Annotated in this window: 23 protein-coding genes and 1 riboswitch; of the genes, 6 read left to right on the forward strand and 17 right to left on the reverse strand. The window is 43.3% G+C overall.

The features are described from left to right. The first annotated feature begins 235 nt into the window (after positions 1 to 235). The 3 genes from HXY43_RS12780 (at position 236) to HXY43_RS12790 (ending at position 3,246) form a co-directional block, all read left to right on the forward strand. Positions 236 to 847, forward strand: a complete 612-nt coding sequence (locus HXY43_RS12780; protein WP_290883584.1) for a hypothetical protein — start codon at positions 236 to 238, stop codon at positions 845 to 847. A 98-nt stretch (positions 848 to 945) separates the two neighbouring features. Beyond that, positions 946 to 1,025, forward strand: a riboswitch (Fluoride riboswitch). An 85-nt stretch (positions 1,026 to 1,110) separates the two neighbouring features. Continuing rightward, positions 1,111 to 2,742, forward strand: a complete 1,632-nt coding sequence (locus tag HXY43_RS12785) for a cation:proton antiporter (protein ID WP_290883566.1) — start codon at positions 1,111 to 1,113, stop codon at positions 2,740 to 2,742. A 24-nt stretch (positions 2,743 to 2,766) separates the two neighbouring features. Continuing rightward, entirely contained in the window at positions 2,767 to 3,246 is a 480-nt protein-coding gene (locus tag HXY43_RS12790; RefSeq protein WP_290883567.1) for a DUF2252 family protein, read from the forward strand. Between the two features lie 120 nt (positions 3,247 to 3,366). On the opposite strand, the gene HXY43_RS12795 is transcribed toward HXY43_RS12790, so the two are convergent. The 16 genes from HXY43_RS12795 to HXY43_RS12870 all read right to left on the reverse strand — a co-directional run bounded on the left by HXY43_RS12795 (position 3,367) and on the right by HXY43_RS12870 (position 18,765). Further along, positions 3,367 to 4,533: an MFS transporter gene (locus HXY43_RS12795; RefSeq protein ID WP_290883568.1), complete on the reverse strand. Its 1,167-nt coding sequence runs from the start codon at positions 4,531 to 4,533 to the stop codon at positions 3,367 to 3,369. A gap of 365 nt (positions 4,534 to 4,898) precedes the next feature. Next, positions 4,899 to 5,237, reverse strand: coding sequence for a CBS domain-containing protein (locus tag HXY43_RS12800; protein WP_290883569.1), 339 nt, complete (start codon positions 5,235 to 5,237; stop codon positions 4,899 to 4,901). Then, positions 5,216 to 5,824, reverse strand: coding sequence for a hypothetical protein (locus tag HXY43_RS12805; RefSeq protein ID WP_290883570.1), 609 nt, complete (start codon positions 5,822 to 5,824; stop codon positions 5,216 to 5,218). Before HXY43_RS12805 ends, HXY43_RS12800 begins: the two co-directional genes overlap by 22 nt. A gap of 60 nt (positions 5,825 to 5,884) precedes the next feature. Then, on the reverse strand, positions 5,885 to 6,037 hold the full coding sequence (locus HXY43_RS12810) for a photosystem I reaction center subunit IX (protein WP_026734734.1): 153 nt from the start codon (positions 6,035 to 6,037) through the stop codon (positions 5,885 to 5,887). A gap of 141 nt (positions 6,038 to 6,178) precedes the next feature. After that, positions 6,179 to 6,658, reverse strand: coding sequence for a Photosystem I reaction center subunit III (locus HXY43_RS12815; protein WP_290883571.1), 480 nt, complete (start codon positions 6,656 to 6,658; stop codon positions 6,179 to 6,181). A gap of 335 nt (positions 6,659 to 6,993) precedes the next feature. Continuing rightward, positions 6,994 to 7,200: a photosystem II protein gene (locus HXY43_RS12820; RefSeq protein WP_290883572.1), complete on the reverse strand. Its 207-nt coding sequence runs from the start codon at positions 7,198 to 7,200 to the stop codon at positions 6,994 to 6,996. 73 nt (positions 7,201 to 7,273) lie between these two features. Then, positions 7,274 to 8,806 (reverse strand): photosystem II chlorophyll-binding protein CP47, encoded by a 1,533-nt coding sequence (gene psbB, locus HXY43_RS12825; RefSeq protein ID WP_290883585.1) that lies wholly within the window; start codon positions 8,804 to 8,806, stop codon positions 7,274 to 7,276. A gap of 308 nt (positions 8,807 to 9,114) precedes the next feature. Further along, positions 9,115 to 10,539 (reverse strand): photosystem II reaction center protein CP43, encoded by a 1,425-nt coding sequence (psbC, locus tag HXY43_RS12830; protein ID WP_290883573.1) that lies wholly within the window; start codon positions 10,537 to 10,539, stop codon positions 9,115 to 9,117. A gap of 86 nt (positions 10,540 to 10,625) precedes the next feature. Next, on the reverse strand, positions 10,626 to 11,675 hold the full coding sequence (psbD, locus tag HXY43_RS12835) for a photosystem II D2 protein (photosystem q(a) protein) (RefSeq protein ID WP_290883574.1): 1,050 nt from the start codon (positions 11,673 to 11,675) through the stop codon (positions 10,626 to 10,628). A gap of 31 nt (positions 11,676 to 11,706) precedes the next feature. Next, entirely contained in the window at positions 11,707 to 12,228 is a 522-nt protein-coding gene (gene apcD / locus HXY43_RS12840; protein WP_290883575.1) for an allophycocyanin subunit alpha-B, read from the reverse strand. Between the two features lie 125 nt (positions 12,229 to 12,353). Further along, positions 12,354 to 14,612 carry a phycobilisome rod-core linker polypeptide gene (locus HXY43_RS12845; protein WP_290883576.1) on the reverse strand — a complete coding sequence of 753 codons (2,259 nt, stop codon included), beginning with the start codon at positions 14,610 to 14,612 and terminating at the stop codon, positions 12,354 to 12,356. A gap of 80 nt (positions 14,613 to 14,692) precedes the next feature. Further along, a complete protein-coding gene (gene apcD / locus HXY43_RS12850; RefSeq protein WP_026734726.1) occupies positions 14,693 to 15,172 on the reverse strand; it encodes an allophycocyanin subunit alpha-B in 480 nt (159 codons plus the stop codon). Positions 15,173 to 15,275: 103 nt separating this feature from the next. Further along, positions 15,276 to 15,761: an allophycocyanin subunit beta gene (gene apcB, locus HXY43_RS12855; RefSeq protein WP_290883577.1), complete on the reverse strand. Its 486-nt coding sequence runs from the start codon at positions 15,759 to 15,761 to the stop codon at positions 15,276 to 15,278. A 119-nt stretch (positions 15,762 to 15,880) separates the two neighbouring features. After that, positions 15,881 to 16,357 carry an allophycocyanin subunit alpha-B gene (gene apcD / locus HXY43_RS12860; RefSeq protein ID WP_290883578.1) on the reverse strand — a complete coding sequence of 159 codons (477 nt, stop codon included), beginning with the start codon at positions 16,355 to 16,357 and terminating at the stop codon, positions 15,881 to 15,883. Positions 16,358 to 16,518: 161 nt separating this feature from the next. After that, positions 16,519 to 17,604 carry a photosystem II q(b) protein gene (gene psbA / locus HXY43_RS12865; RefSeq protein ID WP_290883579.1) on the reverse strand — a complete coding sequence of 362 codons (1,086 nt, stop codon included), beginning with the start codon at positions 17,602 to 17,604 and terminating at the stop codon, positions 16,519 to 16,521. 30 nt (positions 17,605 to 17,634) lie between these two features. Next, a complete protein-coding gene (locus HXY43_RS12870; RefSeq protein WP_290883580.1) occupies positions 17,635 to 18,765 on the reverse strand; it encodes a photosystem II q(b) protein in 1,131 nt (376 codons plus the stop codon). 267 nt (positions 18,766 to 19,032) lie between these two features. Here HXY43_RS12870 and HXY43_RS12875 point away from each other — a divergent pair, with 267 nt between their 5' ends. After that, positions 19,033 to 19,212: a hypothetical protein gene (locus HXY43_RS12875; protein WP_290883581.1), complete on the forward strand. Its 180-nt coding sequence runs from the start codon at positions 19,033 to 19,035 to the stop codon at positions 19,210 to 19,212. A gap of 226 nt (positions 19,213 to 19,438) precedes the next feature. On the opposite strand, the gene HXY43_RS12880 is transcribed toward HXY43_RS12875, so the two are convergent. Next, positions 19,439 to 19,618 (reverse strand): hypothetical protein, encoded by a 180-nt coding sequence (locus tag HXY43_RS12880; protein ID WP_197036114.1) that lies wholly within the window; start codon positions 19,616 to 19,618, stop codon positions 19,439 to 19,441. A 493-nt stretch (positions 19,619 to 20,111) separates the two neighbouring features. Here HXY43_RS12880 and HXY43_RS12885 point away from each other — a divergent pair, with 493 nt between their 5' ends. After that, on the forward strand, positions 20,112 to 21,275 hold the full coding sequence (locus HXY43_RS12885; protein WP_290883582.1) for a response regulator: 1,164 nt from the start codon (positions 20,112 to 20,114) through the stop codon (positions 21,273 to 21,275). Further along, entirely contained in the window at positions 21,259 to 23,922 is a 2,664-nt protein-coding gene (locus tag HXY43_RS12890; protein ID WP_290883583.1) for an ATP-binding protein, read from the forward strand. Before HXY43_RS12885 ends, HXY43_RS12890 begins: the two co-directional genes overlap by 17 nt. Positions 23,923 to 24,080: the final 158 nt, after the last annotated feature.

Raw genomic sequence — 24,080 nt, forward strand, 5'->3', positions numbered from 1 at the left:
GGTTTCTAAGTCTAGAGTTTTATTACAACATAAAAATGGCTGCATCGAAATCAGCGGTTTCACCGAAAAGGGAAAAAGGGGCACTGCTGACAAATAAAGGCGATCTCAAAGAGCGATCGCTTGCCACCTAATGAAATCTGTACTTAAGCGTGAGGTAAATTTTCTTGATGAAACAGGGAAAACTATGATTACCCCTTCCATTGGGGAGAATTATAACCTCAGTCTTGAAGAAAAAATGTTAAAACAACCCCTACTGAACTTTTTAATTCTGCCGTTTTCTTTCGTTCCTTGGATGTGCGGGGGAACGTTTTTTGCTCCCAAAGCCAACGCTTTACCGGGACAAGCTACAGAGGAGGTAGGTGCTTGGATTCAAGCACATCCAACATTACGTCCTAAGGGTAATGAGCGATTTTTTGTGCAAAAAAGCGACACAGCAGCCCAGCACTTTACTTTTCAAGCATCAGTATTTCCTCCTGGCAAAGTCGGATACATCAAAGACCGCAGTCGCATTCGCAGCGAGAACCTCAGCATGTATGATGCGATTAATGGCATGAATTTTGAGCGCTTGCAGGAATCTCTACGAGTAATTTATGGCTTAGATATTTATCAAGACTTTAAACGCGCTCAGGTAGTATATGAGTATCCCAACCAGAGTGCAATTAACTCAGCTCGTTTTGCCAAAACTCCTATCCGGGAAGCTTTGCGAGGAGAGTTGCGCTTAGGTTCTCGCTATGCCTATTGGCTAGAAATCGCTCAACCCAAGAATGGTAAAGCTTTTACTGGTCAAATGACAGTTTTACTTAAGTCTGACTTAGACAAGTTGGAAGCGCAATTGCGAAATCGTTAGTGGTTAGTTGTTGGTTATTAGTTGTTTGTTGGTGGGTGCTGAGCAGACTTGGACTTCTTGCATTGGATTACTTTCCAATTAGACAGGTTGAATGTAAATTAATGAAAGGCGATGGAGCTCGCCGTAACCGCCTTCTCTTGTTTGTCATAATAAAAAGGCTGATGGCTCCTACTTTTCCGACTTGCTACGGAAGGGTAGGGCTATATACTTTACACTTCTGTTAGCAAGTCACGCATGTTCATTAGCTGTTTTCAAACTGCGTGATGTTAGAAAGCATTCTTTGGATCTTACTTGTAGGCTTTTTCATCGGACAAATCGCTCGACGGCTGAAGGCTCCTGCACTTGTAGGCATGGTTTTGGCTGGAATTCTACTGGGCCCGCAAGTTGCTAACGTAATTAGCCCTGATGTGCTTGCAGTTTCTGATGCTTTGCGAACAATAGCTGTGATGGTGATTTTGATGAAGGCTGGCTTAGGCTTAGATCGAGAAAAACTGGTACAGCAGGGAACAGTAGCGTTACGAATGGGATTTTTGCCTGCTACGTGTGAAGCTTTAGCTATCGCTTTGGCAGCGATGTGGATTTTAAAGTTCGACTTTGCAACAGGGCTGTTGCTAGGTTGCATCATTGGTGCAGAGTCACCTGCTGTCATTGTTCCGGGAATGCTGCGACTGAAAAGTTTGGGTTGGGGAGTTACTAAAGGAATTCCCGATGCCATCCTCACCGGTAGCGCCCTGTCAGATGTGTTACTACTACTAGTGTTTAGTTTGTTGCTAAACTTTTTGGCACAAGGAGCAACTGCCTCTGTGAAATTGCCTTTTGGCATCACCTTGAGCGCAGTTCAACTCCTTCCTCTTCAAATTATTTGCCAAATTGTTCTGGGAGTATTGCTGGGTTTAGTGACAGCACGGCTGTTGGTGTTGTTGCTAGCGAAGCAGAACTGGACTCAAAATGCGGTGCAGGATAGCCTAGTTGCAGCGAGTTTAGCGTTGTTGCTGGTAGTGCTGGCAGAAAAGTTCCCATTCTTCTCTGGGTATCTGGCAGTGATGGCAACAGGATTTTTTTTGATTGAGTTGGATGCTCCTTTAGCACGACGGTTGCGTTCTGGTTTCGATAGCTTATGGATTGTAGCAGAAATTGTTTTGTTTGTGTTGCTAGGGGCAAGCATTCAACTACAAGTGTTAGAAAAAACTCTGGTTCCTGGATTGGTGATTCTGGGAATGGGGACACTGATTGGACGCGCTATTGGATGGTATTTGTCTACATTAGGAAGTAACTGGAATCGCCGAGAGCGAATCTTTTTGCTGCCAGGGAACTCTGCTAAAGCCACTGTTCAAGCGGCAATCGGGGCGATCCCCTTAGCACAGGGAATTCAGGGTGGAGAGACAATTCTGGCGATCGCAGCTTTATCTATTTTAGTCACTGCACCTTTGGGAGCTTGGGCAATTCCTACCTTTGCACCAAAATTGCTAGAACGGGGCGAAGTTGATCCCACAAAGGTAGCGATCGCCCGGCGGATTATCATTCTAGCTGCGGTTGACACCTCACCTCTGGCTACTCAGGTATTGACTAAAACCGCCGATCTTGCCCGTCGTAGTGATGCCGAAGTGATTGTATTACATATCATCCGCACCAACGATCCTCATGGAGTAGAGCATCTACAAGAAAAAACTCAACGACTTTTAGCAGACATTCGCCATAAGTTCATTGCAATTCCAGGCTCCATTCCAGAGGAAATTATCCGTGTTGCTCAGGACTATCGAGTTGCTGAGATTGTCATGGGTAAGCGAGGACATCAGTCTTGGGATGAAGTTCTGGTTGGTTCTGTCTCCCAAGCTGTACTAGAATCCAGCCCAATTCCTGTCATTTTAGTTGAGGACGATCGTATTGGTAACTAACTTAATACCCTTGAACTAGAGATCATGCTGCAAAACCCTGTGGTTCGTACTCCTGTTGGTATCAGTCTAGGTGCAATTGCTGGCGCACTCTCGCGCTATTATCTCGGTTTGTGGTTTACTCAGCTTTTTGGTACAGGATTTCCCTACAGTACGCTGATCGTTAATGTTAGCGGATGTTTTGTTATGGTTTTTTTTACAACGCTAGCACTAGGACAAGTAATCGCAATTCATCCTGATATTCGGCTAAAGGACATGAAAACCTCAATTAAACTCAAGGGCATGTCTGCTAGGAGTTTGGAAGATTATGCGGAAATTTGCGGTTGTACCTTAGCCCGCGCCCATGCTCGTTCCGGCGATGCTGTGATGATTAGTAGTTACTTGGGTAAAAGTGATACTTTTGACTCTGCTGTGACGGATTTTGCCGTCACCTACGCCCACCAAGTTGAACAGGATTATCAAGTACTGGTAGCAGCCGTCAAATCTGGTCGGATTGAGGCGAAGTAAAGTGTTGAGTATGACAATATAGTGGTTTCCGACCTGGTGAGGTACGTTTTCAAAACTACTAACCTTGGTAAAAAAGATTTAGGTGTACCTCAGTTGCTTAATAAACGCTATAATACTGATTTATTGTGTTACACTAAATCTAGTGTTTACCCACAATAGCACCGGAACTGCTGCAAGTTGAGTAACAAAAGAGAATATAACTAGTCCCATTACGGAACGGTCATATAAAATACCCATTAGAGTGCTACCAACAAACCAAGCTAGACCATAGCAAAGGTAGAAGATGCCAAAGGCAGAGCCTCGTTTAGCGATAGGCACCATTGCTGCTACGGCTGCTTTCAGGATGGATTCTTGCGCTCCCATACCTATACCCCATAGTCCCATGCCCAATAGTGCTAGTTGGGAGTTGCCCAGAAATGATAACGGGGCAAAGAAAGCTGCAATAATCACAGCACCAGCGATCGCTACTATTCTACTGCGATCAAACCATCGCCCAAATACAATGGCTGCGATCGCATCAGTCGCCATTGCCACTGCATAAAATAGGGGAACTTTACTATCCTCCATTAATCCTATTTTCTGAAAGTGGAAGGCAATCAAAGGAAAATCGGCATATCCACAGGCAATTAACGCCACTGCTATCAGATAAATCCAGAAAAACTGGGGTAAGGCTTCTGCACGCAATTCCATGCTACGAGCTTCAAATTCACGTGGGTTGGGATAGATTCTCTGGGTAATCACCAAAATCACTAACCCGACTACAGCTGGAATTAACAGCATCCCAAAAGCAGCGGGATACCCTGTTTGCCAGGCAAGCATTGCTGATACAAATAATGGCCCACCAATAGCTCCCACCTGATCAAGTGCTTCATGTAACCCAAAACCCAGTCCTCCGCCCACCTGAGTTGCAGCGTGAGATAGTAAAACATCTCGTGGAGGACTGCGTACAGCTCTACCAGTTCGCTCTACAATTAGCAGTGCCGCAGCTGTTTCCCAACGTCCAGCTAAAGCCAATAATGGGATTGCACCAGTATTGAGAATATATCCTAGAGTTGTAATCCCCCAAAACTTTTGGGTTTTGTCGCTGATATAACCAATAAATAAGCGCAAAGCCAAACCAATAGACTCACCTGCGCCTGCCACAAACCCTACAACTGCGCCACTTGCACCTAAGACTCCTAAATAAACTCCAGCAATACTGCGTCCTCCTTCATAGGTAGCATCAGCACAAAGACTAACAATACCGAGTAAGATGACGAATTTCAGGGCGTTGGTTCGAGTTTTCATTGGTTGGTAGTGATAATTGCACGCGAATAACCCCCATCTCCCATTGCACTGGTCTTAGAGGATGTTTGAAAAGGGTCTTTCTATGTCATGTTGAATACAGCGTAGCGGAATGAAACATCTAGGGTATCGCTGAAAACCTAGATTCTTCGCTCCATTTCATTGCACTCAGAATGGCAAATTATACCTTCTTTGACTTTCCAAACAACCTCTTGGGGTTAAATCAGGATTGGGAAAGTATTTTATTGCTAAATACTAAACCTAAAATTATTTAAGCTTTTTTGAAAACTATTGTCAATTACCTTAGATAATTCCCTGCTAATCTCCGTGCAAAGATAATTGTGGACTGAGTACCAAGAAACAGAAATCTACTTAAAACCCTTACAGTGAATAGGACTTGTGACTAAATGCAGTCGCCATAGCCAAAGATAAAGTTTAGCGTCTTGGTGTTGTTGCCATTCCATCCAAGCCATGACCCATTGAGGTTTAGTATGTAATAAGAGCCAATACCAAAGGCGATCGCTCCATACTCTGTCACGGCATAATAAATTACCAACACCAGCTTGGGATAAAGCATCTGCGGTAGCTTCTTCTTGAAGAGAGTCAATCACATCATCAAAGGTAATGTCCCCTAACAGTCGTCCTTCACTATCCACTACAGGTAAAGCTGGTAAGTCGGTATCTTTCAGCATTTGTGCTGCTTGCATTTCTGGATCTGTGGCGCGGACAGCAATATTAGATCCATCGATCCTCGATAAAACCGCTCTGAATCAATCAGAAATACCATCTCTAGCTCATCATCTCGTAGTTGAGATTCCCGCACGGAAGCTAAAGCTGCACCAACAGCGATGTGATTACACACTGCTAGATAACGCAGACTCATTAACCTACCAGCACTGCGTTCTGGATAACCCAAGAGCAAATTAACGGCTTCACGGGCTTGCGGACTCAAGTTGGTAATCAGACGCTTGGTGATTTTAGCGGGTAATTCTTCAAACAGCTTGACTCGATCATCTGGATCAAGGGCTTCGATAATGCTCATTACTTCTGGATTTTCCATCTCCCAAATCAAGTCTGCTTGCTGATTGGGAGCCAATTCTTCAAAAACAGCGATCGCTTTACTTTTTTCGAGCAAGCGAAAAGCTAATACCCGTTTCTTGGGTTCGATCTCACTGAGCGATCGCACTAGTTCTCTAACTTCTAATTCATTAGCAGTTTGCTTGGCAACTTGTAAGACGATGTAAGTAACGTAATCAAAAATCGAACTCACTGGGTCATCGAAAAGTTTTTCCAAAGGGCGATCGCCTAGAACGGGAGTACGTAAAAAAGTGAAATCATTGAAAAAGCCTAGACGTTAGCGCGATGGCAGAGAATGGAAAAAAGTGCCGTATTGCAAACCAGGAAATAGATAATTCAATACGATCAAAATCACAGAAATAATAATCAATGCCAATGTAGCAACTACAGGAGCACTGGAAAGATATCTGAATAAATAACGTGCTTCCATCGTGGTTTCTCCAACATCAATTAAATTGAATTTGTATTTTTATTCTGACTGTTGAGAGAATATCTCTTGAAGTATAAATTATCTTGCCTCAATTACTTGATGTAATGTTACAAACTTTTCAGATATCCTCTCAACATTATTTCAGCGAACTGAAATAGGAATTTCTTCATCATTGGCAACTAATTCACCAGTCAGCAATTCTTTGATTGCTGCCATCGGCCAAAATAAAGCCATCACCATACAACTAATGAACAACGGTACATCAATAAACACTTCTTTTTCTTCTGCTTTATCTTGTTTTTTAATTGCCTGTAGGTAAGACCGACCACTCCAGCCAATAAAACCAGCAGTATACAGAAATATGGCGATCGGAATTGCTACGTCAACAGCAAGACTAAGGCGGTCAAGAGCGATCCGAGGTAGACCATCCTCACCACAAAGCAACTGCGAATAAGCTTTTAATGGCTTTGTAGTGTAATAACTGTCAGGAGCATTTTTCATCCTTTCTACAAATGCAGCTGATTTGTAACAAGGAACCAATGTGGTATTTTCTGCCAATGCAGTATAAACAGCGCTAAACCAAATAAAAATTGCGAGAATCAGAGCAAATATTCTTTTCATAATTTTGTTGATTGTTGGTTGTTAGTAGTTAGTGGTTAGTAGTAGTTGTTTTTTTGACATTTAGACATTACCTTCGATTTGCTGGATAAGTGTTGGCTGCATAAATTATCAAGAGAGCGCAAAAAGATACAGCTGTTATCAAACCAAAGAAAACTCCGGTTGCAGTTGAGGCAAATTGTCCCTCACCATACGCTAAATAAATGTGTTGCATTTAAATACCTCAGTTTATTGGTTAGTAGTTGTTTGTTGGGTGTTGGTTGTTAACTCCTAACTCCTAATTCCTAATTTCCTTATTCCCCAACCTCCCCACCTATAGATTAGTTTCCCAAGCTTGTTCAACTCATATTGATTCCTTCAAGCAAAATTGAGGAATTGACAATCTCTAAAATCATTAATAAGAAAATAAACAACAACAGCATCAAGGCAGCCATTAGTGGTGTAGTACCCCAACCAGGGGTAACTTTACCTGCCTCAGTATTTAATTGTTTGAATAAATATTGTACAGGTGCAACTTTTTTGGGTTGAAACTTTTGTGATTGCATGGATTCCTCCGACTATTTTTGATGGTATTTGGTAATTTGTAGAGACGCGCCATGGCGCGTCTTTACTGGTGTTTTAGATAACTGGTTGCTTTTTACGTGTGGTTGTATCTCCCACTTTCTGGAAAACACCAAACTCTACCTGTTCATCAAGTTCTGGGTCAATGCCAGCAAATACATCCCGGTAGATGGCACGAGAACCATGCCAGATGTGTCCGAAAAACCACACCAAAGCAAAGCAAGTGTGGAAAAAGGCAAAAAAGCCCCGGTTACTAGTTCGGAAAACTCCATCGGAATTGTGGATTGTGCGGTCAAATTTAAAAGGTTCACCCAGTTGAGCCTGACGTGCGTACTTCTTCACCGTCATAGGGTCTGTAAACATTTGACCATCAAGTATCCCGCCAAAGAAGCTGACATTAACGCCAGTTTGCTCAAAGCTGTATTTTGCCTCTGCTCGCTGGAAGGGAATATCTGCACGCACTATACCATCTTTGTCAGTCAGAACTACTGGGAAGGTTTCAAAGAAAGTAGGCATTCGACGAACTGTCAATTCCCGTCCTTCACGGTCTTTGAATACTGGATGACCAAGCCAGCTTTGAGCAACTCCATCTCCATCGACCATTCGACCCACTCGGAATAAACCACCCTTGGCAGGATTATTGCCAATATAGTCATAGAAAGCCAGTTTCTCTGGGATAGCTGACCAAGATTGTGAGAGAGTTTTACCCTCGTCTAAACCAGCTTGCACTCGCCTATCAATCTCTTGTTTGAAGTAGTTTTGATCCCACTGATAACGAGTCGGCCCCCACAGTTCAATTGGTGTGGTAGCAGTTCCATACCACATACTGCCAGCAGCCACAAAACCTGCAAAAAAGAAAGTGGCCAGCGCACTGGCAAGGACGGTTTCAATATTTCCCATCCTTAGCCCCCTGTACAGTACCTCGGGGGGTCGAACAACTATATGGAAAAGTCCGCCAATAATTCCCACAATACCCGCTGCAATATGGTGAGCAACAACTCCACCAGGATTTTGGGGATTAAAACCCTCTGGGCCCCATACTGGTGCAACTCCTTGAACATGACCAGTTAGCCCATATGGGTCAGAAACCCACATACCCGGGCCAAAAATACCGGTGAGATGAAAAGCACCAAAACCAAAGCAGAGTAAACCAGCTAAGAATAGGTGAATGCCAAAAATTTTGGGCAAATCTAAAGTTGGTTCGCCCGTTTTGGAGTCGAAGAATGTGGCGAGATCCCAGTAAAACCAGTGCCAGCAAGCAGCCAAGAACTCAAGACCCGAAAAGACAATGTGAGCTATGGCTACAGTTTCAAACGTCCAAAAACCAGGATCTGCGAAGGTTTCACCTGTAACGCTCCAGCCTTGCCAGGAATTCGTCACTCCCAAGCGCGCCACAAACGGCATTAAAAAACATCCCTGTCGCCACATGGGATTGAGTACTGGATCGCTAGGATCGTACAAAGCTAGTTCAAACAAAAGCATCGAACCAGCAAAACCTGCACAAAGGGCATTGTGCATCAGGTGTACAGCAATAAGTCGTCCTGGGTCATTTAAGACCACTGTGTGAACTCTATACCAAGGTAATCCCATTGATTGTGCTTCCTTAGTCAAAAGTCAAGAGTTAAGAGAATTCAATCTCTTATTTAGAACAAAAGTCGTAGGTATGTACCTGATGCTGAATCAGGGAAAAAATTTTTCAAAAAAGACAAAATTACACAAAAAAACATCAACAAAGTTATGTGAACCACGGAGTCAATGATTTGATTTTTGAGCAAATACTGCATAGTCCTAATGGGGAGTGGGGAGATTGGGGATTAGTGATAGGGGATTGGGAAATGGGAAGAGAAGGGAGAGTTTAAGGATTAAGTAATTCCCTATTCCCGATCCCCGATCGCCAACTAATCTAATGGAGGCATGGATAGAACTGGCTCATCTTCTCGGTCTATACCCCTTTCAAAGCCTGCTGCGGCTGCTCTGGCGCGACCGGCATGCCAGAGATGACCAACTAAGAAAAGGAGAGCAAAGACAAAATGTGCAGAAGCTAGCCAGGCACGGGGCCCAACAAAGTTAAAGGAGTTGAGTTCAGTTGCTAAGCCGCCGACAGAATTCAGGGAACCAATGGGCGCATGGGTCATGTATTCAGAAGCACGGCGAATTTGCCAAGGCTGGACATCATGCTGAAGTTTGTCAATATCTAGACCATTTGGGCCACGCAGAGGTTCTAGCCAGGGGGCTTTGACATCCCAAAAGCGCATGGTTTCCCCACCAAAGATAATTTCTCCGGTTGGCGATCGCATTAAATATTTCCCTAGACCTGTGGGGCCTTGTGCTGAAGCAACATTTGCTCCTAAATTTTGGTCACGCACGAGAAAGACTAGCGCCTGAGCATTGGAAGATTCAGCAACTGTCGGCCCGTAAAATTCGCTGGGATAGGCAGTATTGTTAAACCAGATGAACATCGTGGCAATAAATGCTTGTCCGGCTACATTGCCCAAGCTTTGTGAAAGGTAAGCTTCACCCGACCAAATAAAGGCTTTGTGAGTCCACTTAAAAGGCTTGGTAACAATGTGCCAAATACCACCAAGTATCAGCAGCGAACCGATCCAAATATGACCGCCGACTAAATCTTCTAGGTTGTCAACACTAGCAATATTACCTGCTCCACCTGTAAAACCTTTGAACAGATAACCAAAGATGATTCTGGGGTCAAGAGTAGGATTGGTAACAAGGCGTACGCCACCACCTCCGGGTGCCCAGGTGTCATACAACCCACCCCACAACATCGCCTTACCGACAAGTAAGAAGGCGGCGACACCCAGAGCAATAAGGTGATATCCCAAAATGCTAGTGACTTTATCTTTATCGCTCCAATCAAAGTTAAAGAAACCAGGAAGTTTTTGCGGGCCTTTGAGGGAGTGATAGATGCCACCAAAACCCAAAACAGCAGAGCCAATGAGGTGAGCTACAGCGATCGCAAAAAATGGAAAGATATCTACTACCTGACCTCCTGGCCCGACACCAAAACCAAGGGCGGCAATGTGAGGCATTAAGATCAGACCTTGGTCATACATCGGTTTTTCCGGGACATAGTGAGCGACTTCAAACAGCAGCATCGCTCCTGCCCAGAAGGCAATCAGCCCTGCATGGGCAACATGAGCACCTAAAAACCGACCAGATTGGTTAATAAAACGAGCGTTACCAGCCCACCAAGCATATCCAGTGGAGGCTTCATCACGGCCTTCGCTTGGTGAATTGACGATATAAGCAGGTTTCTGAACTTCGTCTTTTGGTTTTGAAACTGTAGAATCAAAGGGCGTTTCCACGGGGTATTACCTCTTCAGGGAATTCAAACTTTTCATGGGGCTAGTCTTGAGTCGCCATCCAGGCTCTGGCTCCCTCATTCAGCATTTCAACGAGGCATTACCTCTTCAGGGAATTCAAACTTTTCATGGGGCTGGTCTTGAGTCGCCATCCAGGCTCTGGCTCCCTCATTCAGCAGGATATTTTTGGTATAGAATGTTTCAAATTCTGGATCTTCGGCTGCGCGGATTTCCTGAGATACAAAGTCATAAGCCCGCAGGTTAAAAGCTAAACCCACCATGCCAATAGAACTCATCCACAAGCCCGTAACTGGCACAAACAACATAAAGAAATGCAACCATCGCTTGTTAGAAAAGGCAATCCCGAAAATCTGCGACCAGTAGCGGTTTGCAGTCACAAACGAATAGGTTTCTTCTGCTTGAGTAGGAGAAAATCCTCCGAAAGTGTTAAAACCTCTGGTGTCTCTAAACAAGGTGTTTTCCACTGTCGCACCGTGAATAGCACACAACAGCGCACCTCCCAATACACCAGCGACTCCCATCATGTGAAACGGGTTCAGCGTATAGTTGTGGAAAGCTTGGAAGAATAGTAAGAAACGGAAAATTGCAGCGACCCCAAACGAAGGCGCAAAAAACCAGGAAGATTGTCCTAATGGATAAATGAGGAAGACAGAAACAAATACGGAGATGGGAGCAGAAAAAGCGATCGCATTGTAGGGTCGAACGCCAACTGCACGAGCAATCTCAAATTGGCGCAGCATGAAGCCGATTAAACCAAAGACACCATGCAGGGCGACAAAAGTCCACAAACCACCAATTTGACACCAGCGGGTAAAATCTCCCTGCGCCTCTGGCCCCCACAAAAACAGCAAGGAATGTCCCATGCTATCAGCAGGAGTGGAAACAGCCGCAGTCAGGAAATTACAGCCTTCCAAATAAGAACTCACAATCCCGTGAGTATACCAAGAAGTAACAAAAGTCGTACCAGTAAACCAACCCCCAATCGCCAGGTAAGCACAGGGAAAGAGTAACAAACCCGACCAACCAATAAACACAAAGCGATCGCGTTTCAGCCAGTCATCGAGGACATAAAACCATTCAAACCCCCTTGTCCGTGAGGGTCTAATTGCAATGGTCATAATCACTTATCCTTTTGCTAAAAAACTTTGTTCACCAATCCGACCGACCATCATTCATAAAATAAGGAGCACCTGGAAAGGAGAGAGTTTGAATAATGTGGTCGAAATAAGGAGTGACTTCCGCAGCATCTTCATCACCAAGCAGTGCTTGAGCTTCTTCTTTAATACAACGCACCGCCTCAACCCAATTAGAGAGCGGAATTCCTAAAGATTGATACATTTGTTGCATTCCCACTGTGCCAATTTCCGTCAACGGCTGCTCATTTCCTGCCAAAACACAATAGGCAACTAAACGGATATACCAACCTTGATCGCGTTGACAGGAAGCTGTTTTCCTCATATTGCCGCTATTACTGGGTGTCACTGGACACCGCTTCCAGAACTTCTGGCTAGCTCTTTCTACAAGCCGATTTTGGTTACTCGCCAAAGTTGTAGCAATGCGAATCCGTTTGTCCCCCGAATGGCAAAAATTTTGAATCATGCGGATTTCTCCGGGGGTAGGATAACGCATCTGTTCATCAGCGTTCTCAATTACCTGCTTTACGAGACTCATTTCAATTTTGGATTTTGGATTTGGCAATTAGGATTAGCTCTTTGTGTCTTTGTGCCTTTGTGTTTCAAAAAAAGATTTTTCACCACCAAGACACAAAGACACCAAGAAAAACAAATTTTTCTCAATCAGACTGGATTGATATAGCTTTCTTCGCTTTCAGACTCAATCACTGGAGTTAATTCTGCTTCCAGCTTTTGTTCTTGGAGGTTAGTATCACACCCATTTACCAACTCTGGCAAAGTTTGTGTTTCTCCGTTGCGGTGGTTGGGAACAAACCTGTCTAATTCTGATGGGGATGACAGCAAAGATTTTTCCGACAGATTTACAGCGTAAGACGCTTTAGGCGATCGCATTGCAAAACCTCTGGGTGTAACATAGCGTTCATAAGGAACCGTATCTTCTCCAAAAGTTTGCATATATTCTGGGCTATCGATCATTTCATCAATCAGTGCGTAAAAGCCTTGATTTGCAGAGATGTCGTAGTAATGATTCATTTCTTGTCGCCCATAGGTAGGACGACCCAACAAGCGCCGATGGATATATTCAATCGCCTTAGTTACGTACAGTGGTTCCCAAAACATTCTGCGGAATAATTTAGATTTGGCTAACTGGCGGATAAACTCCCGCATGGTAATTGCACCACTTAGGAATGCTGATTCTGCGACTGTTATACGCTGACCTTCAAAGACATCACGTCCAAATACCTGCCGATAAGCCGCCTGAATTACTATGGATGGGGAATTATTCGCAAGACTGATGTTGGGTGGTGCTTGTTTTCCATTGACTAGAGATGTTGTGTGTAACTTCTCTGGATGATCTAACTTGATTACCTTTCCCAAAGTTCCTGGAACTTGTCCCAAGCCATTCGAGCTAATCAGAATGCGGCGGTTATCTTTACCAAAGGGTGCAGGACTGTGGAGAGTCGTTGCGGGTAAAGTATCGACAGGGAAAATTGCACCAAATTGAATTTCGAGGGGGTCGTTACCAGAACCGTAAGGATGCTGATTGGGTAATGGTTTGGTGTATTTGCCAAACAGGGTGACAAACTGGGGTACTTTGTGAACAACAGTGCTGTATTTAAACAAATCTATTTGTGGCCCCCAATTACGGCACTCCTGAGCTTCTTGTCCCAAGCCACGCAGATATGGTACTGTTTCCTCGCCAAAGTAGTCAGCGTATTCTTGGGAATCTACCAAAGTGTCAACTAGCTTAGGTAAACCACCTTTGGTAACTACAGCAAAGTATTCTTGGAACTCTTCTAGAGAACTCAATCCCCGTCCCAAAAAGTGACGCATTGCCAATTCAATCACGCGACTGATGGTGTACGGCTCCCAGAAAAGTCTGCGGTAGAGGCGAGATTTACCCAAACGACGAACAAATTCCTTCATGGAAATTTGTCCACCCTTGACTTGGGACTCCAATTCATCTACAGGGAAACCATAGGTAGCAGTCACATCGCGCTCAAAGACTTGCCGATAGGCAGCTTTAATTACTGCTTGCTTTTCTGTCTCTGGTAAGACCGATTTCATCACATATTTGAGTCGCACGAGTGAGGCGATCGCATAACTTTGAGGCAATACCAAACCCTGTTGCTCGTCGGAAACCCCAATTCTAAGTTGGACTGGAGGTTTTTCAACAAGGTATTCCGATATCAATACCTCAAAATTATGCTTGATAATTTCCTGTGCCTCAGCATCATTTGCAAAGTAACTGAGGGATTGACGTTGCATTTCCTTAAGAGCAACAACGGTAGCATCTGTTACATCTTCTGGAATGATGCCGCGCAAGCCTCTGGCATTGGCTGACAAAATACTAGTATCACCAGCAACAATTGCAAAAGTTATATACCGTAAAAACCACGCTAAGTCTCGCATAGACCGTTTCATTCTCGTTGGCCCATAGCGAGAAATATTGATAAAACGGAAACCCTCCGGAAGTGGATCTCTGTCAGTGAAGAGGGTACGCGCTTGTTCCCACCAACTCCTTAAAGGATTGAAAAATCTTGGCGTTGGTATTAAATTCACCCGTTCCTTATCCAGAACATAACCATTTCTTCGTGCTGCACTCAGGAAATCCTCACCCACATAGTAACCAGAACCTGGCAATCCTAAAGGGTCTTGGGGTTTTTCCAAGTAATCCATTGGAAAACCACCAACAAAAATCCGATTTGCCCCCACAGATACAATTTCGTCTGCATTTTTAGTTAGCGTTTCTACAATTTCTAAACGCTTATTACCAGAACTAAAAAATGACTTTAGCTCCTGAAGTTCAGTACGCTTTAAACAACGCTCCTGTTGTTCTGCTTGTGAAATAACTGCAATAGGTACAGTTTGATATAGTTGTGGATGAGCAACTGAACTACTACTACTTGCTTTAGCACTCATTTCTTATTTGTTGGTTGTTGTTTGTTATTTGTTGTTTGTTGGTTTTTAGTATTAGCTACTAACCACTAACTACTAACCAATTAAGGCATCAAACTCTGAATCAAATAGTCAAAATAAGGTGCTACTTCGGTGACATCTTCTAAGGTAAATAAGTCTAAAGATACTTCTTTAAGGCAACGAATTGCTTCCACTAGATTGGGTAGGGGAATTTCTAGAGATTCGTACATTTCTTTAACTCCAATAGTGCCAATTTCTGCTAGAGGCTCTACATCTCCCACTACCACAGCATAAGTAATCAAACGAATGTACCAACTTTGATCGCGCAAGCACGAATTCCGATACATTCTATTGCCGCTATTACTAGGCGTATTTGGACAGCGTTCCCAAAATTTTAGACTTGCCTTTTCTACAATTTTTTGTTCATTTTCCGTCAGAGTCACGGCAAGATTCAGCCGGGAAACTCCACTTTCATAAAACTCTTGAATTGCGCGTAACTCACCCGCGTTGAGATACCGAGCTTCGCGATCGGCATTTACAATTGATTTTATAATAATGCTCATTGGAAATAGGAAATTGTTAATTGCTAGTAAAAAAGTATGAATTGGAAATTGGGAATGGGAGTTGATGATTAATCGTTTTTCCCTATTCCCTATTTATTGGTCTTCAGCTCAAGCCAGAAGCAATGTAGTCGAAATAAACACCCATTTCTTTACCCGCATCAGCACCTATCATGCTATTAGTTACTTCCTTCATTGCTTGCACTGCTCGTATAGTTGCACCAATAGGAACGCCCAAAGAGTTATAAGTTTCCCTCAAACCATTCAGAATGCGCTCGTCTAAAATTGAGGGATCGCCAGCCAACATGGCGTAGGTAGCATAGCGCAAAAAGTAATCTAAGTCTCGAACACAAGCAGCATAACGACGACAAGTATACATATTGCCACCAGGAGCCGTGATATCTGTATAAAGCAGAGATTTGGCTACTGTCTGAGTAACGATAGTTTTGGCATTAGCACTAATCGTAGTAGCAGCACGCGCTCGCATATCACCAGTATGATAGTAATGTTGTAGCTTGTCTAAAGAATTGTTATCCAGGTATCTGCCTTGAACGTCAGAAGAATTAATCAAAGAAGTAATTGCGTCTTGCATAATCTTGTGTCCTTAAGTTGAGTGTTTGATTGAGTAATAGATATTTAAGAAAAGACGAAAAATGAAGTATAAATTTATTTTTTATTTTTCATACTTCATTCTTCATCCGTTCGTTCTTTCTATGACAACGCTCTAATGATGTAGTCGAAATATGGACCTACCTCAACAGCATCTTCCTCACTCATCATGGATACAGCTTCTTCTTTAATGCAGCGCATTGCTTCCACTATATTTCTGAGTGGGATCTCTAAATTGTTGTACATTTCTTTAATGCCAACAGTGCCTATTTCTTCCAAGGGTTTCTCACTGCCCGCCAAGACTGAGTAAGCAACTAAGCGAACATACCAACCCTGGTCACGCTGACAGGAAGCTGTTTTCCGCTCGTTGCCACTATTACTAGGAGTATTAGGACAGCGTTCCCAAAATCTCTGGCTGCCACGTTGCACAATGAGTTGTTCATTTTCTGCCAAGATTTTTGCAATCCGAATTCGTTGGTCTCCTGTTTTCACAAAGTCTTGAAAAATTCTTAGCTCTTTAGGAGCAGGATAGCGAGATTCACTATCAGCATTCAGAATTAATTCGGTGATGACGCTCATTAATTACTCCTGATTTTTTTAGTTAGTGGTTAGTAGTTAGTAGTTAGTGGTTAGTAGCTTACAAACAACAACCAACCAACCAACAACCAACAACTAACAACAAATCGATTAGGAAATGGTTCAGTTGTCAGGGAGGAATCAAACTGACAACTGAAAACCGACTAGGCAGTGATGGAAGGCGCTGTGATTGCGACAGGAACAGCTTCACCACCGGCAAGATCCAGTGGGAAATTATGAGCATTCCGTTCGTGCATCACTTCAAAACCTAAGTTTGCTCGGTTCAACACATCAGCCCAACTGGGGAGTACACGTCCTTGAGAATCAAGAATGGAATTATTAAAGTTGAAGCCATTCAGGTTAAACGCCATTGTGCTGATGCCTATAGCAGTACCCCAAATACAAATCACCGGCCAAGCTGCGAGGAAAAAGTGCAATGAGCGGCTATTGTTAAAGCTGGCGTACTGGAAAATTAGGCGACCAAAGTAACCATGGGCTGCAACGATGTTATAAGTCTCTTGTTCTTGACCAAATTTATAACCGTAGTTCTGCGATTCTAATTCTGTGGTTTCACGGATGAGACTTGATGTCACTAGTGAACCGTGCATTGCACAGAACAGCGAACCTCCCAAGACTCCAGCGACTCCAATCATGTGTAAGGGATGCATGAGAATGTTATGTTCGGCTTGGAACACAAACATAAAATTGAAAGTGCCGCTGATACCCATAGGCAGACCGTCAGAGAAGCTGCCTTGTCCAATTGGGTAAATCAAGAATACTGAAGTTGTAGCGGCAAGAGGGGCGCTGTAGGCAACTGCAATCCAAGGACGCATTCCCAGACGGTATGATAATTCCCACTCACGCCCCATGTAGCAAGCAAGGGCTGGAATGTAGTGGAAACCAATCATTTGATATGGCCCGCCGTTGTAGAGCCATTCGTCCATAGAAGCTGCTTCCCAAATGGGGTAAAAGTGCAGTCCAATCGCGTTGGACATAGGAACTACGGCGGCGGTAATGATATTGTTGCCGTAGAGTAGTGAACCAGATACTGGTTCGCGGATGCCGTCAATATCCACTGGGGGAGCGGCAATAAAGGCGATCGTAAAGACGCAGATAGAAACTCCTAACAAAGGAATCATCAAGACGCCGAACCAGCCAATATACAGACGATTTTCGGTACTTGTTACCCAATTGCAGAACCTATCCCAGGTTGGGAAACGGCTCGTTGATCGTGTGGAAATAGTAGTCATAAAAAATTCCAAATTGAAAATTCAAGATGCCTACTTCCAAGGCACTACTTCACCTGCTGTTAAGTTTTCAGGGAAGTCATAAATATGGCGTTCATCTAAAATTTTTATCCCTAAAGAAGCCCAATCAATTGTGTCTGCCCAAGTGTGAATAATCTGCCCTTGGCTTTTGATCTCAGGCTGATGGAATTGCAAGTAGTCAAAGTCAAACGCAGCGATGTCTACACCTAAAGCCGCAGACCAAATTCCTGCTACTGGTAAAGCTGCCAAGAAGAAGTGCAATGTGCGAGAGTTAGGAAAACTGACACGATGCCATATCAAGTGCCATAGATAAACTTGGGCAAACCTAAAATTATAGGTTGGGTGTTGTTGACCAAGTTTGTACCCTTTGTTAATTGATTCAGGCTCGCTGTGATTATGGCTGCGAATTAGGGTAGATGTGACTAAGGAACCGTGCATTGCAGCCGCAAAAGCACCACCCAAAACCCCAATCACTCCTAACTGATGCAAAGGACTCATCAAGATGTTGTGGTCTGCTTGAAACTGCAACATGAAGTGAAATGTGCCAGATATTCCTAAAGGCATTCCCGCAGATAAGCTACCCTGTCCAACTGGGTAGATTAACAACACTGAGACAGCTGCGGCGACGGGAGCGGTAAATGCTAAAGAAACCCACGGACGCATTCCCAAGCGGTAGCTCAGTTCCCATTCCCGGTCTTGATAGGCGATGATGCCAATCAAAAAATGCAGCACAATCATTTGATATGGCCCGCCATTGTAAAGCCACTCATCAAGAGAAGCAGCTTCCCAAATCGGATAAAAATGCAGACCAATTGCAGCCGATGTTGGCACAACAGCAGCAGTGATAATGTTATTCCCAGAAAGTATTGAACCGGAAATGGGCGCACCTATTCCATCCATGTCTACAGGAGGAGCAGCGATGATGGCGATGATAAAAACAGTCGTTGCTGTTAAGATGCATGGAATCATCAACACACCAAACCAGCCAATATATAGCCTGTTTTCTGTGCTAGTAACCCATGAACAAAATTTTTCCCAATGATTAACTTTTTTGCGTCTTTCTGAGAGTTTGTTTGCTGTTGGCTCAGAAGTGTAATCGCTACTATCTGAGGTTGCAATTACATGGTCTGACTCTAGCTTCATACTCAATACATCCTCACTGAATGGGCAGGAGTTTCCATCGCAGCACATTCTCACACCAAAGGCGATGGGCTATATATTTGCAGTCAAACCTTCATCAGCTACGACGAAAATATTATTCAAGATTGATGAAAAGCAGAATAGTGAAAAAACATGAAGAACTAATGAAGGAATTAATTTTATTTACAAAACTTCACAAAATAATAGTTGAAAAGTAAATCTGAGCAGATTTTAAATACTGGTTTGTAATTAGAACTTTAGTGCTTATTAGTGCTTTTTGCCACACAATATCCCCGACAACTCTTGCGGATACTGTTGGCAAATGGTGGGTGGGTTGACCCCTCACCCCAACGGTTTTATAGGCTTTTCGAGACAACATTCATGGTGCGATCGCGTCCTGGAATAGCCCCTAGTTGTTTATTTCTCGTTGATGAGGGGTGTCACCCCTGACTCGTCAGCGGCATCCTTTAAGAAGTCGGGGATCTTTAAAGATTTTTCGCCTTAAAGTACTCTAGCAGTTATAAAAATAAGTAAAGAAACTAAAACTTTCTTGAAGCTAATTAACTAGTTTTGTGAGAAATCTGTTAATAATGATTGTAATCGTAAACACCATAATCCCTCTCTTTTGTTACTTTAGACCGAGAATAATCTGAAACCCCTTTTTTACGTATTTTTTTCAATAAGAGGATTTAAATGACAAAGCTGGGATGCGATCTTCGTAGCTCCTCCCTTTGGGAGGCTGGCGCAATTCATGATAATGTTTAAGGCTCAAGATACAACCAGTATTTTTCTCTCCTCTTAGTAACAAAAGCGTCCGAGGAAAGCGATCGCCTGACCAATTGATGTAAAGAAACATTTCTGTTTATTAGAGGAGGGATAATACATTTAGTAGCTCAATTCTCCTAAACTCGGAAAATGTTAGTAACAGTTGTTGTGAACAATCAGTTATTTTTTTATTAACCAAATTTTTTGATTCTCCTGATTTTGATTTTCTGGCTATTATCTCTGAATTAATTCATAACTTACGCATTTTAACAAAATACTTTCCTTTTGTAGACCGAGCCTTTTCAAAGGGAGTGGGGCGATCGCATGGCAATTCTACAACGCTGCTTGTTAAAAAAGTGAAAGGTGAAAAGGCGAATATTCCCTGTTTATCTTTCTCTGGAATTCTTTCTTTGACATCATCGAAAGATGATCGGAAAAGTCAACTGAATTAGTTGCGAATGTCACGCTTGATAAATCGGCATGGAACAGCGGAAAATTTTTATTAAACATATCTCCGCATTGTTAAAGCTCCACAAACAAGCGTGTGATTCCATATATTCCGATTAATAACAGGGCGATATTTCATGAGACTTTTATTAGTTGAAGATGACGAGTGTATTGCCAATACTCTAGAAAATATCCTTGGAAATCAACATTATGCTGTCGATGTTGCAAATGATGGCGAATTGGGCTGGGAGCTTGTAGAAGCTTTCAACTATGACTTAATTTTGTTGGATGTCATGCTACCGAAGTTGGACGGTATTCAGCTTTGTCAAAGGTTACGTTCTCATAACTATCAAGCTCCCGTGCTGTTATTAACAGCGCAAAATTCTAGCACTCATAAAGTGATGGGATTGGATGCTGGAGCAGATGATTATCTTGTTAAACCTTTTGACATGTCAGAATTATTAGCTCGAATTCGGGTTTTATTGCGGCGGCGAAATTCAACTCTACAAACGGTTTTGGAATGGGAAAACCTGCGTCTTGATCCTGGTAAATGTGAAGTTACCTATAACAGTCATCTTCTAAATTTGACTCCCAAGGAATATCGTTTGCTAGAGCTTTTTCTTCGCAACGGACATCAAGTTTTTAGCCGCGGCGACATTTTAGAACACCTGTGGTCAACGGAAGAAGCTCCCCAAGAGGATACAGTTACGGCTCACATCAAAGGTTTGCGACAAAAACTCAAACAAGCAGGAGCGGAGAATAATTTTATTGAAACGGTGTATGGTCTGGGTTATCGCCTGAAAGTACCTACATCTTCTCAAAAATTGCCACAACAGACAAAAGAAAATCACAGATTGAATGGTGTAAAACCAAGTACAAAACAACAGACAAGAGATTTATGTTACGAGACTAAAGATTTACAGAATGGTATACAACAAACTAAAGCAGCGCTAACTAAATTATGGGAGAAGTTGAAAGTTAAGAATTGCGATCGCATCATCATCCTAGAGCAAGCCACAGAAGCATTACTAGAAAACAACCTGGGAGATGAATTAAGACAACAAGCACAACAAGCTGCACATAAACTGACAGGGGCTTTGGGCATCTTTGGTTTTACCAAAGGTTCGCGTTTGGCTTTTGAAGTTGAGCAGATGTTGCGATCGCAAATGAGCATTAATCAAAGTCAAGTGTTGCATTTGTACAACTTGGTTATAGCCTTGAAGCAAGAAATACAGCAGCCTGCGTTTGCAGAACTAGAGAAAATACTTTGCCACGATGTTTTAGATGATGCCATCGAATAATCCCCATTCAAAGGCGTTAAATGACACTAGCACTGCTGGTGAAAAGCAAATCACTTCCTTGGAAGTTCTGCTACATCGGATGATGAATCGCATCCGTCAATCTGTGGAATTACCAGCGATATTCTCAATAACTGTTGCTGAAATACGTGGATTCTTGGAGACTGACCGCGTTAAAATCTATCGATTTGATACAGATGGCAGTGGTGAAGTTGTGGCAGAGTCGGTTGATAAAGAACATCTGCCATCCTTACTAGGGCAACACTTCCCTGCTCAGGATATTCCATCTGAAGCTCGAGAATTATTTTTGTTGGCTCGTCAGCGTTCAATTGTAGATGTAGCAGCACAACAAATTGGACTGAGTCCTCTTCCAGAAGCTGACGAATCCATCGAACTCAAAAATGATATTCGGTTTCGCTCGGTAGACCCCTGTCATGTAGAATACCTCACCTCAATGGGAGTGCAATCTTCTTTAGTAGTGCCAATTTTGCATCGCGAGCAATTATGGGGTTTATTAGTTTCCCATCATAGTTTACCGCGTCAAATAACAGAGCAAGAATTACAGGCGGTGCAGTTAGTCGCAGATCAATTATCAATTGCGATCGCTCAATCTACTCTCCTCGAACAAAGCCGCCTCCAAGCCCAACAAGAAGCCACAATTAATCGCGTTGCCAAGCTGCTGCACTCCATGACTGAGATGCAACTGCAACAAGCACTAGAGTTAACTGTATCAGCGCTACAAGGCGCAGGTGGCAGAATTTGCATCACCCCCCAGAACCCTGCTGAAGAAGCACAGTTGTTCACCATCGGAGAACAGCCGATTTTTCCTGTTAATCAGGGGAGCAGGAGACAAAGGAAACAAAGAGGACAAGGGGGAGTAATAAATTCTTCATTTTCCCCCCTCGAAGAACATCCCAGCTGGCGAGAATGGCTAAATATGGAAGCAACTGTTGTTGAGGGAAGCCAAATTTGGGCTGTTAATGATTTGTATCAAGCGGCACTACAGTCAGATTTAGCACAAGCGTTTTTGAGGGCTAGAATTCGTAGTTTGCTGATCGTTCGTTTGCAATATCGGCAGCAGATTTTGGGTTATTTAAGTATTTTTCGTAACGAAATAGACGTAGAAACTATCTGGGCGCGACGACCAGACCGCGATGATGAGAGACATTTGTCTCCGATTCAATCCTTTGAGGTGTGGCGAGAGTTGAAGCGAGGTCAAGTCCAAGAATGGAAGACTACGGAAATTGAACTTGCCCAAGCTTTGGCTAGTCACTTTGCGATCGCAATTCATCAATATCAACTGTATCAGCAAGTCCATGCTCTCAACGCCAACTTGCAGTGCGATATCGAAGAGCGCAAGCAAGCTGAGAAAAAAATCTGTGCATTGAATGCCGAATTAGAGCAACGAGTTCAAGAGCGAACCGCAGAGTTACGACGAGCCAATAGACGATTGTTGGAAGAAATCAACGAACGAGAACGCGCACTTCGCGATCGCAAGCAAACACAAGCCTCACTAGAACGTCTGAGTCGGCAAAGCGAGTTAATTTTAAACTCAGCCGGCGAGGGAATTTACGGTTTAAATTGTCAGGGCAAAATTACTTTCGTAAATCCAGCAGCAGCAAGAATGCTCGGATATGGGGTGAAAGAACTAATCAATCAGTTTATGCACGAAATTGTTAAGCATTCTAGAGCCGACGGTGTTCGCTATTTTTTAGAAGACAATCCCATCTATGCCACCTTGCAAGATGGAACAGTACAACATATCACTGACGACATATTCTACCGCCGCGATGGGTCAAAATTTCCAGTCGAATACGTCTCTACACCAATTCGAGAACAAAAAACAATTATTGGTGCTGTAGTTATCTTTAAGGATATTACCGAACGACAAATAATAGAACGGATGAAGGATGAATTTGTCTCTGTCGTCAGCCATGAATTGCGAACACCTTTGACCTCAATTCGTAGTGCCTTGGGTTTGTTGGCACGGGGTTCCTTAAACAATCAACCTGAAAAAAGTCAACGGATGTTAGAAATTGCCTTTGATAACACCAACCGTTTAGTACGCTTGATTAATGACATCCTTGATATTGAGCGCATCAATTCAGGCAAAGTGACGATGCACAAACAGATATGTAACGCCGCAGACTTGATGATTCAGGCTGTAGATGAGATGCGAGCAATGGCTGAGAAAGCAGAAATTCACCTAGAACTGACACCAGCATCAGTGCAGTTATGGGCAGATCCAGACCGCATCATCCAGACAATTACCAACTTACTCAGCAACTCCATTAAATTTTCGCCTCCAGGTAGCACTGTATGTCTGAGTATTGAACTTGAACAAGAAGGGGAAGTGAAGAAAGTGGAGGATGTGGAGGAAAATAAATTGGAAAATAAATTTATTACTCCCCCTACCTCGTATCTCTTGTTCCAAATCAAAGATCAAGGGCGAGGTATTCCTGAAGATAAACTAGAAACAATTTTTGATCGCTTTCAGCAAGTCGATGCTTCTAACTCCCGTCATCAAGGGGGTACTGGCTTGGGATTAGCAATTTGTCGCAGCATAATACAACAGCATGGAGGCAAAATCTGGGCAGAGAGCACTTTAGGAAAGGGTAGCACTTTTTATTTCACGTTACCTATTGGTTAGTGATTGGGGATTGGGGAAAGGGGATTGGGGATTGGGGATCGGGGATCGGGGATCGGGGATCGGGGATCGGGGATTGGGGGGGCCGCGCTCGCGTGCGGTGCGAAGTGCATCGAGGTATTGGATCTCGTTCTCCAATCCCCAATCCCCAATCCCTAATC

Source organism: Fischerella sp. (assembly GCF_013388695.1).
Taxonomy (GTDB): domain Bacteria; phylum Cyanobacteriota; class Cyanobacteriia; order Cyanobacteriales; family Nostocaceae; genus PCC9605.

Bases quoted from the DNA above. Each gene is read 5' to 3' on its own strand.
- HXY43_RS12800 (WP_290883569.1), bottom strand. From the start codon at position 5,237: ATGCAAGCAGCACAAATGCTGAAAGATACCGACTTACCAGCTTTACCT.
- HXY43_RS12780 (WP_290883584.1), top strand. From the start codon at position 236: ATGTTAAAACAACCCCTACTGAACTTTTTAATTCTGCCGTTTTCTTTC.
- apcD (WP_026734726.1), bottom strand. From the start codon at position 15,172: ATGAGCATTATTATAAAATCAATTGTAAATGCCGATCGCGAAGCTCGG.
- apcD (WP_290883575.1), bottom strand. From the start codon at position 12,228: ATGAGTCTCGTAAAGCAGGTAATTGAGAACGCTGATGAACAGATGCGT.
- HXY43_RS12785 (WP_290883566.1), top strand. From the start codon at position 1,111: ATGTTAGAAAGCATTCTTTGGATCTTACTTGTAGGCTTTTTCATCGGA.
- HXY43_RS12890 (WP_290883583.1), top strand. From the start codon at position 21,259: ATGATGCCATCGAATAATCCCCATTCAAAGGCGTTAAATGACACTAGC.
- apcB (WP_290883577.1), bottom strand. From the start codon at position 15,761: ATGCAAGACGCAATTACTTCTTTGATTAATTCTTCTGACGTTCAAGGC.
- HXY43_RS12820 (WP_290883572.1), bottom strand. From the start codon at position 7,200: ATGCAATCACAAAAGTTTCAACCCAAAAAAGTTGCACCTGTACAATAT.
- HXY43_RS12810 (WP_026734734.1), bottom strand. From the start codon at position 6,037: ATGGAAGCACGTTATTTATTCAGATATCTTTCCAGTGCTCCTGTAGTT.
- HXY43_RS12880 (WP_197036114.1), bottom strand. From the start codon at position 19,618: ATGTTTCTTTACATCAATTGGTCAGGCGATCGCTTTCCTCGGACGCTT.
- HXY43_RS12795 (WP_290883568.1), bottom strand. From the start codon at position 4,533: ATGAAAACTCGAACCAACGCCCTGAAATTCGTCATCTTACTCGGTATT.
- HXY43_RS12790 (WP_290883567.1), top strand. From the start codon at position 2,767: ATGCTGCAAAACCCTGTGGTTCGTACTCCTGTTGGTATCAGTCTAGGT.
- HXY43_RS12815 (WP_290883571.1), bottom strand. From the start codon at position 6,658: ATGAAAAGAATATTTGCTCTGATTCTCGCAATTTTTATTTGGTTTAGC.
- HXY43_RS12870 (WP_290883580.1), bottom strand. From the start codon at position 18,765: ATGAAGCTAGAGTCAGACCATGTAATTGCAACCTCAGATAGTAGCGAT.
- psbD (WP_290883574.1), bottom strand. From the start codon at position 11,675: ATGACCATTGCAATTAGACCCTCACGGACAAGGGGGTTTGAATGGTTT.
- HXY43_RS12845 (WP_290883576.1), bottom strand. From the start codon at position 14,612: ATGAGTGCTAAAGCAAGTAGTAGTAGTTCAGTTGCTCATCCACAACTA.
- apcD (WP_290883578.1), bottom strand. From the start codon at position 16,357: ATGAGCGTCATCACCGAATTAATTCTGAATGCTGATAGTGAATCTCGC.
- psbB (WP_290883585.1), bottom strand. From the start codon at position 8,806: ATGGGATTACCTTGGTATAGAGTTCACACAGTGGTCTTAAATGACCCA.
- HXY43_RS12885 (WP_290883582.1), top strand. From the start codon at position 20,112: ATGAGACTTTTATTAGTTGAAGATGACGAGTGTATTGCCAATACTCTA.
- psbA (WP_290883579.1), bottom strand. From the start codon at position 17,604: ATGACTACTATTTCCACACGATCAACGAGCCGTTTCCCAACCTGGGAT.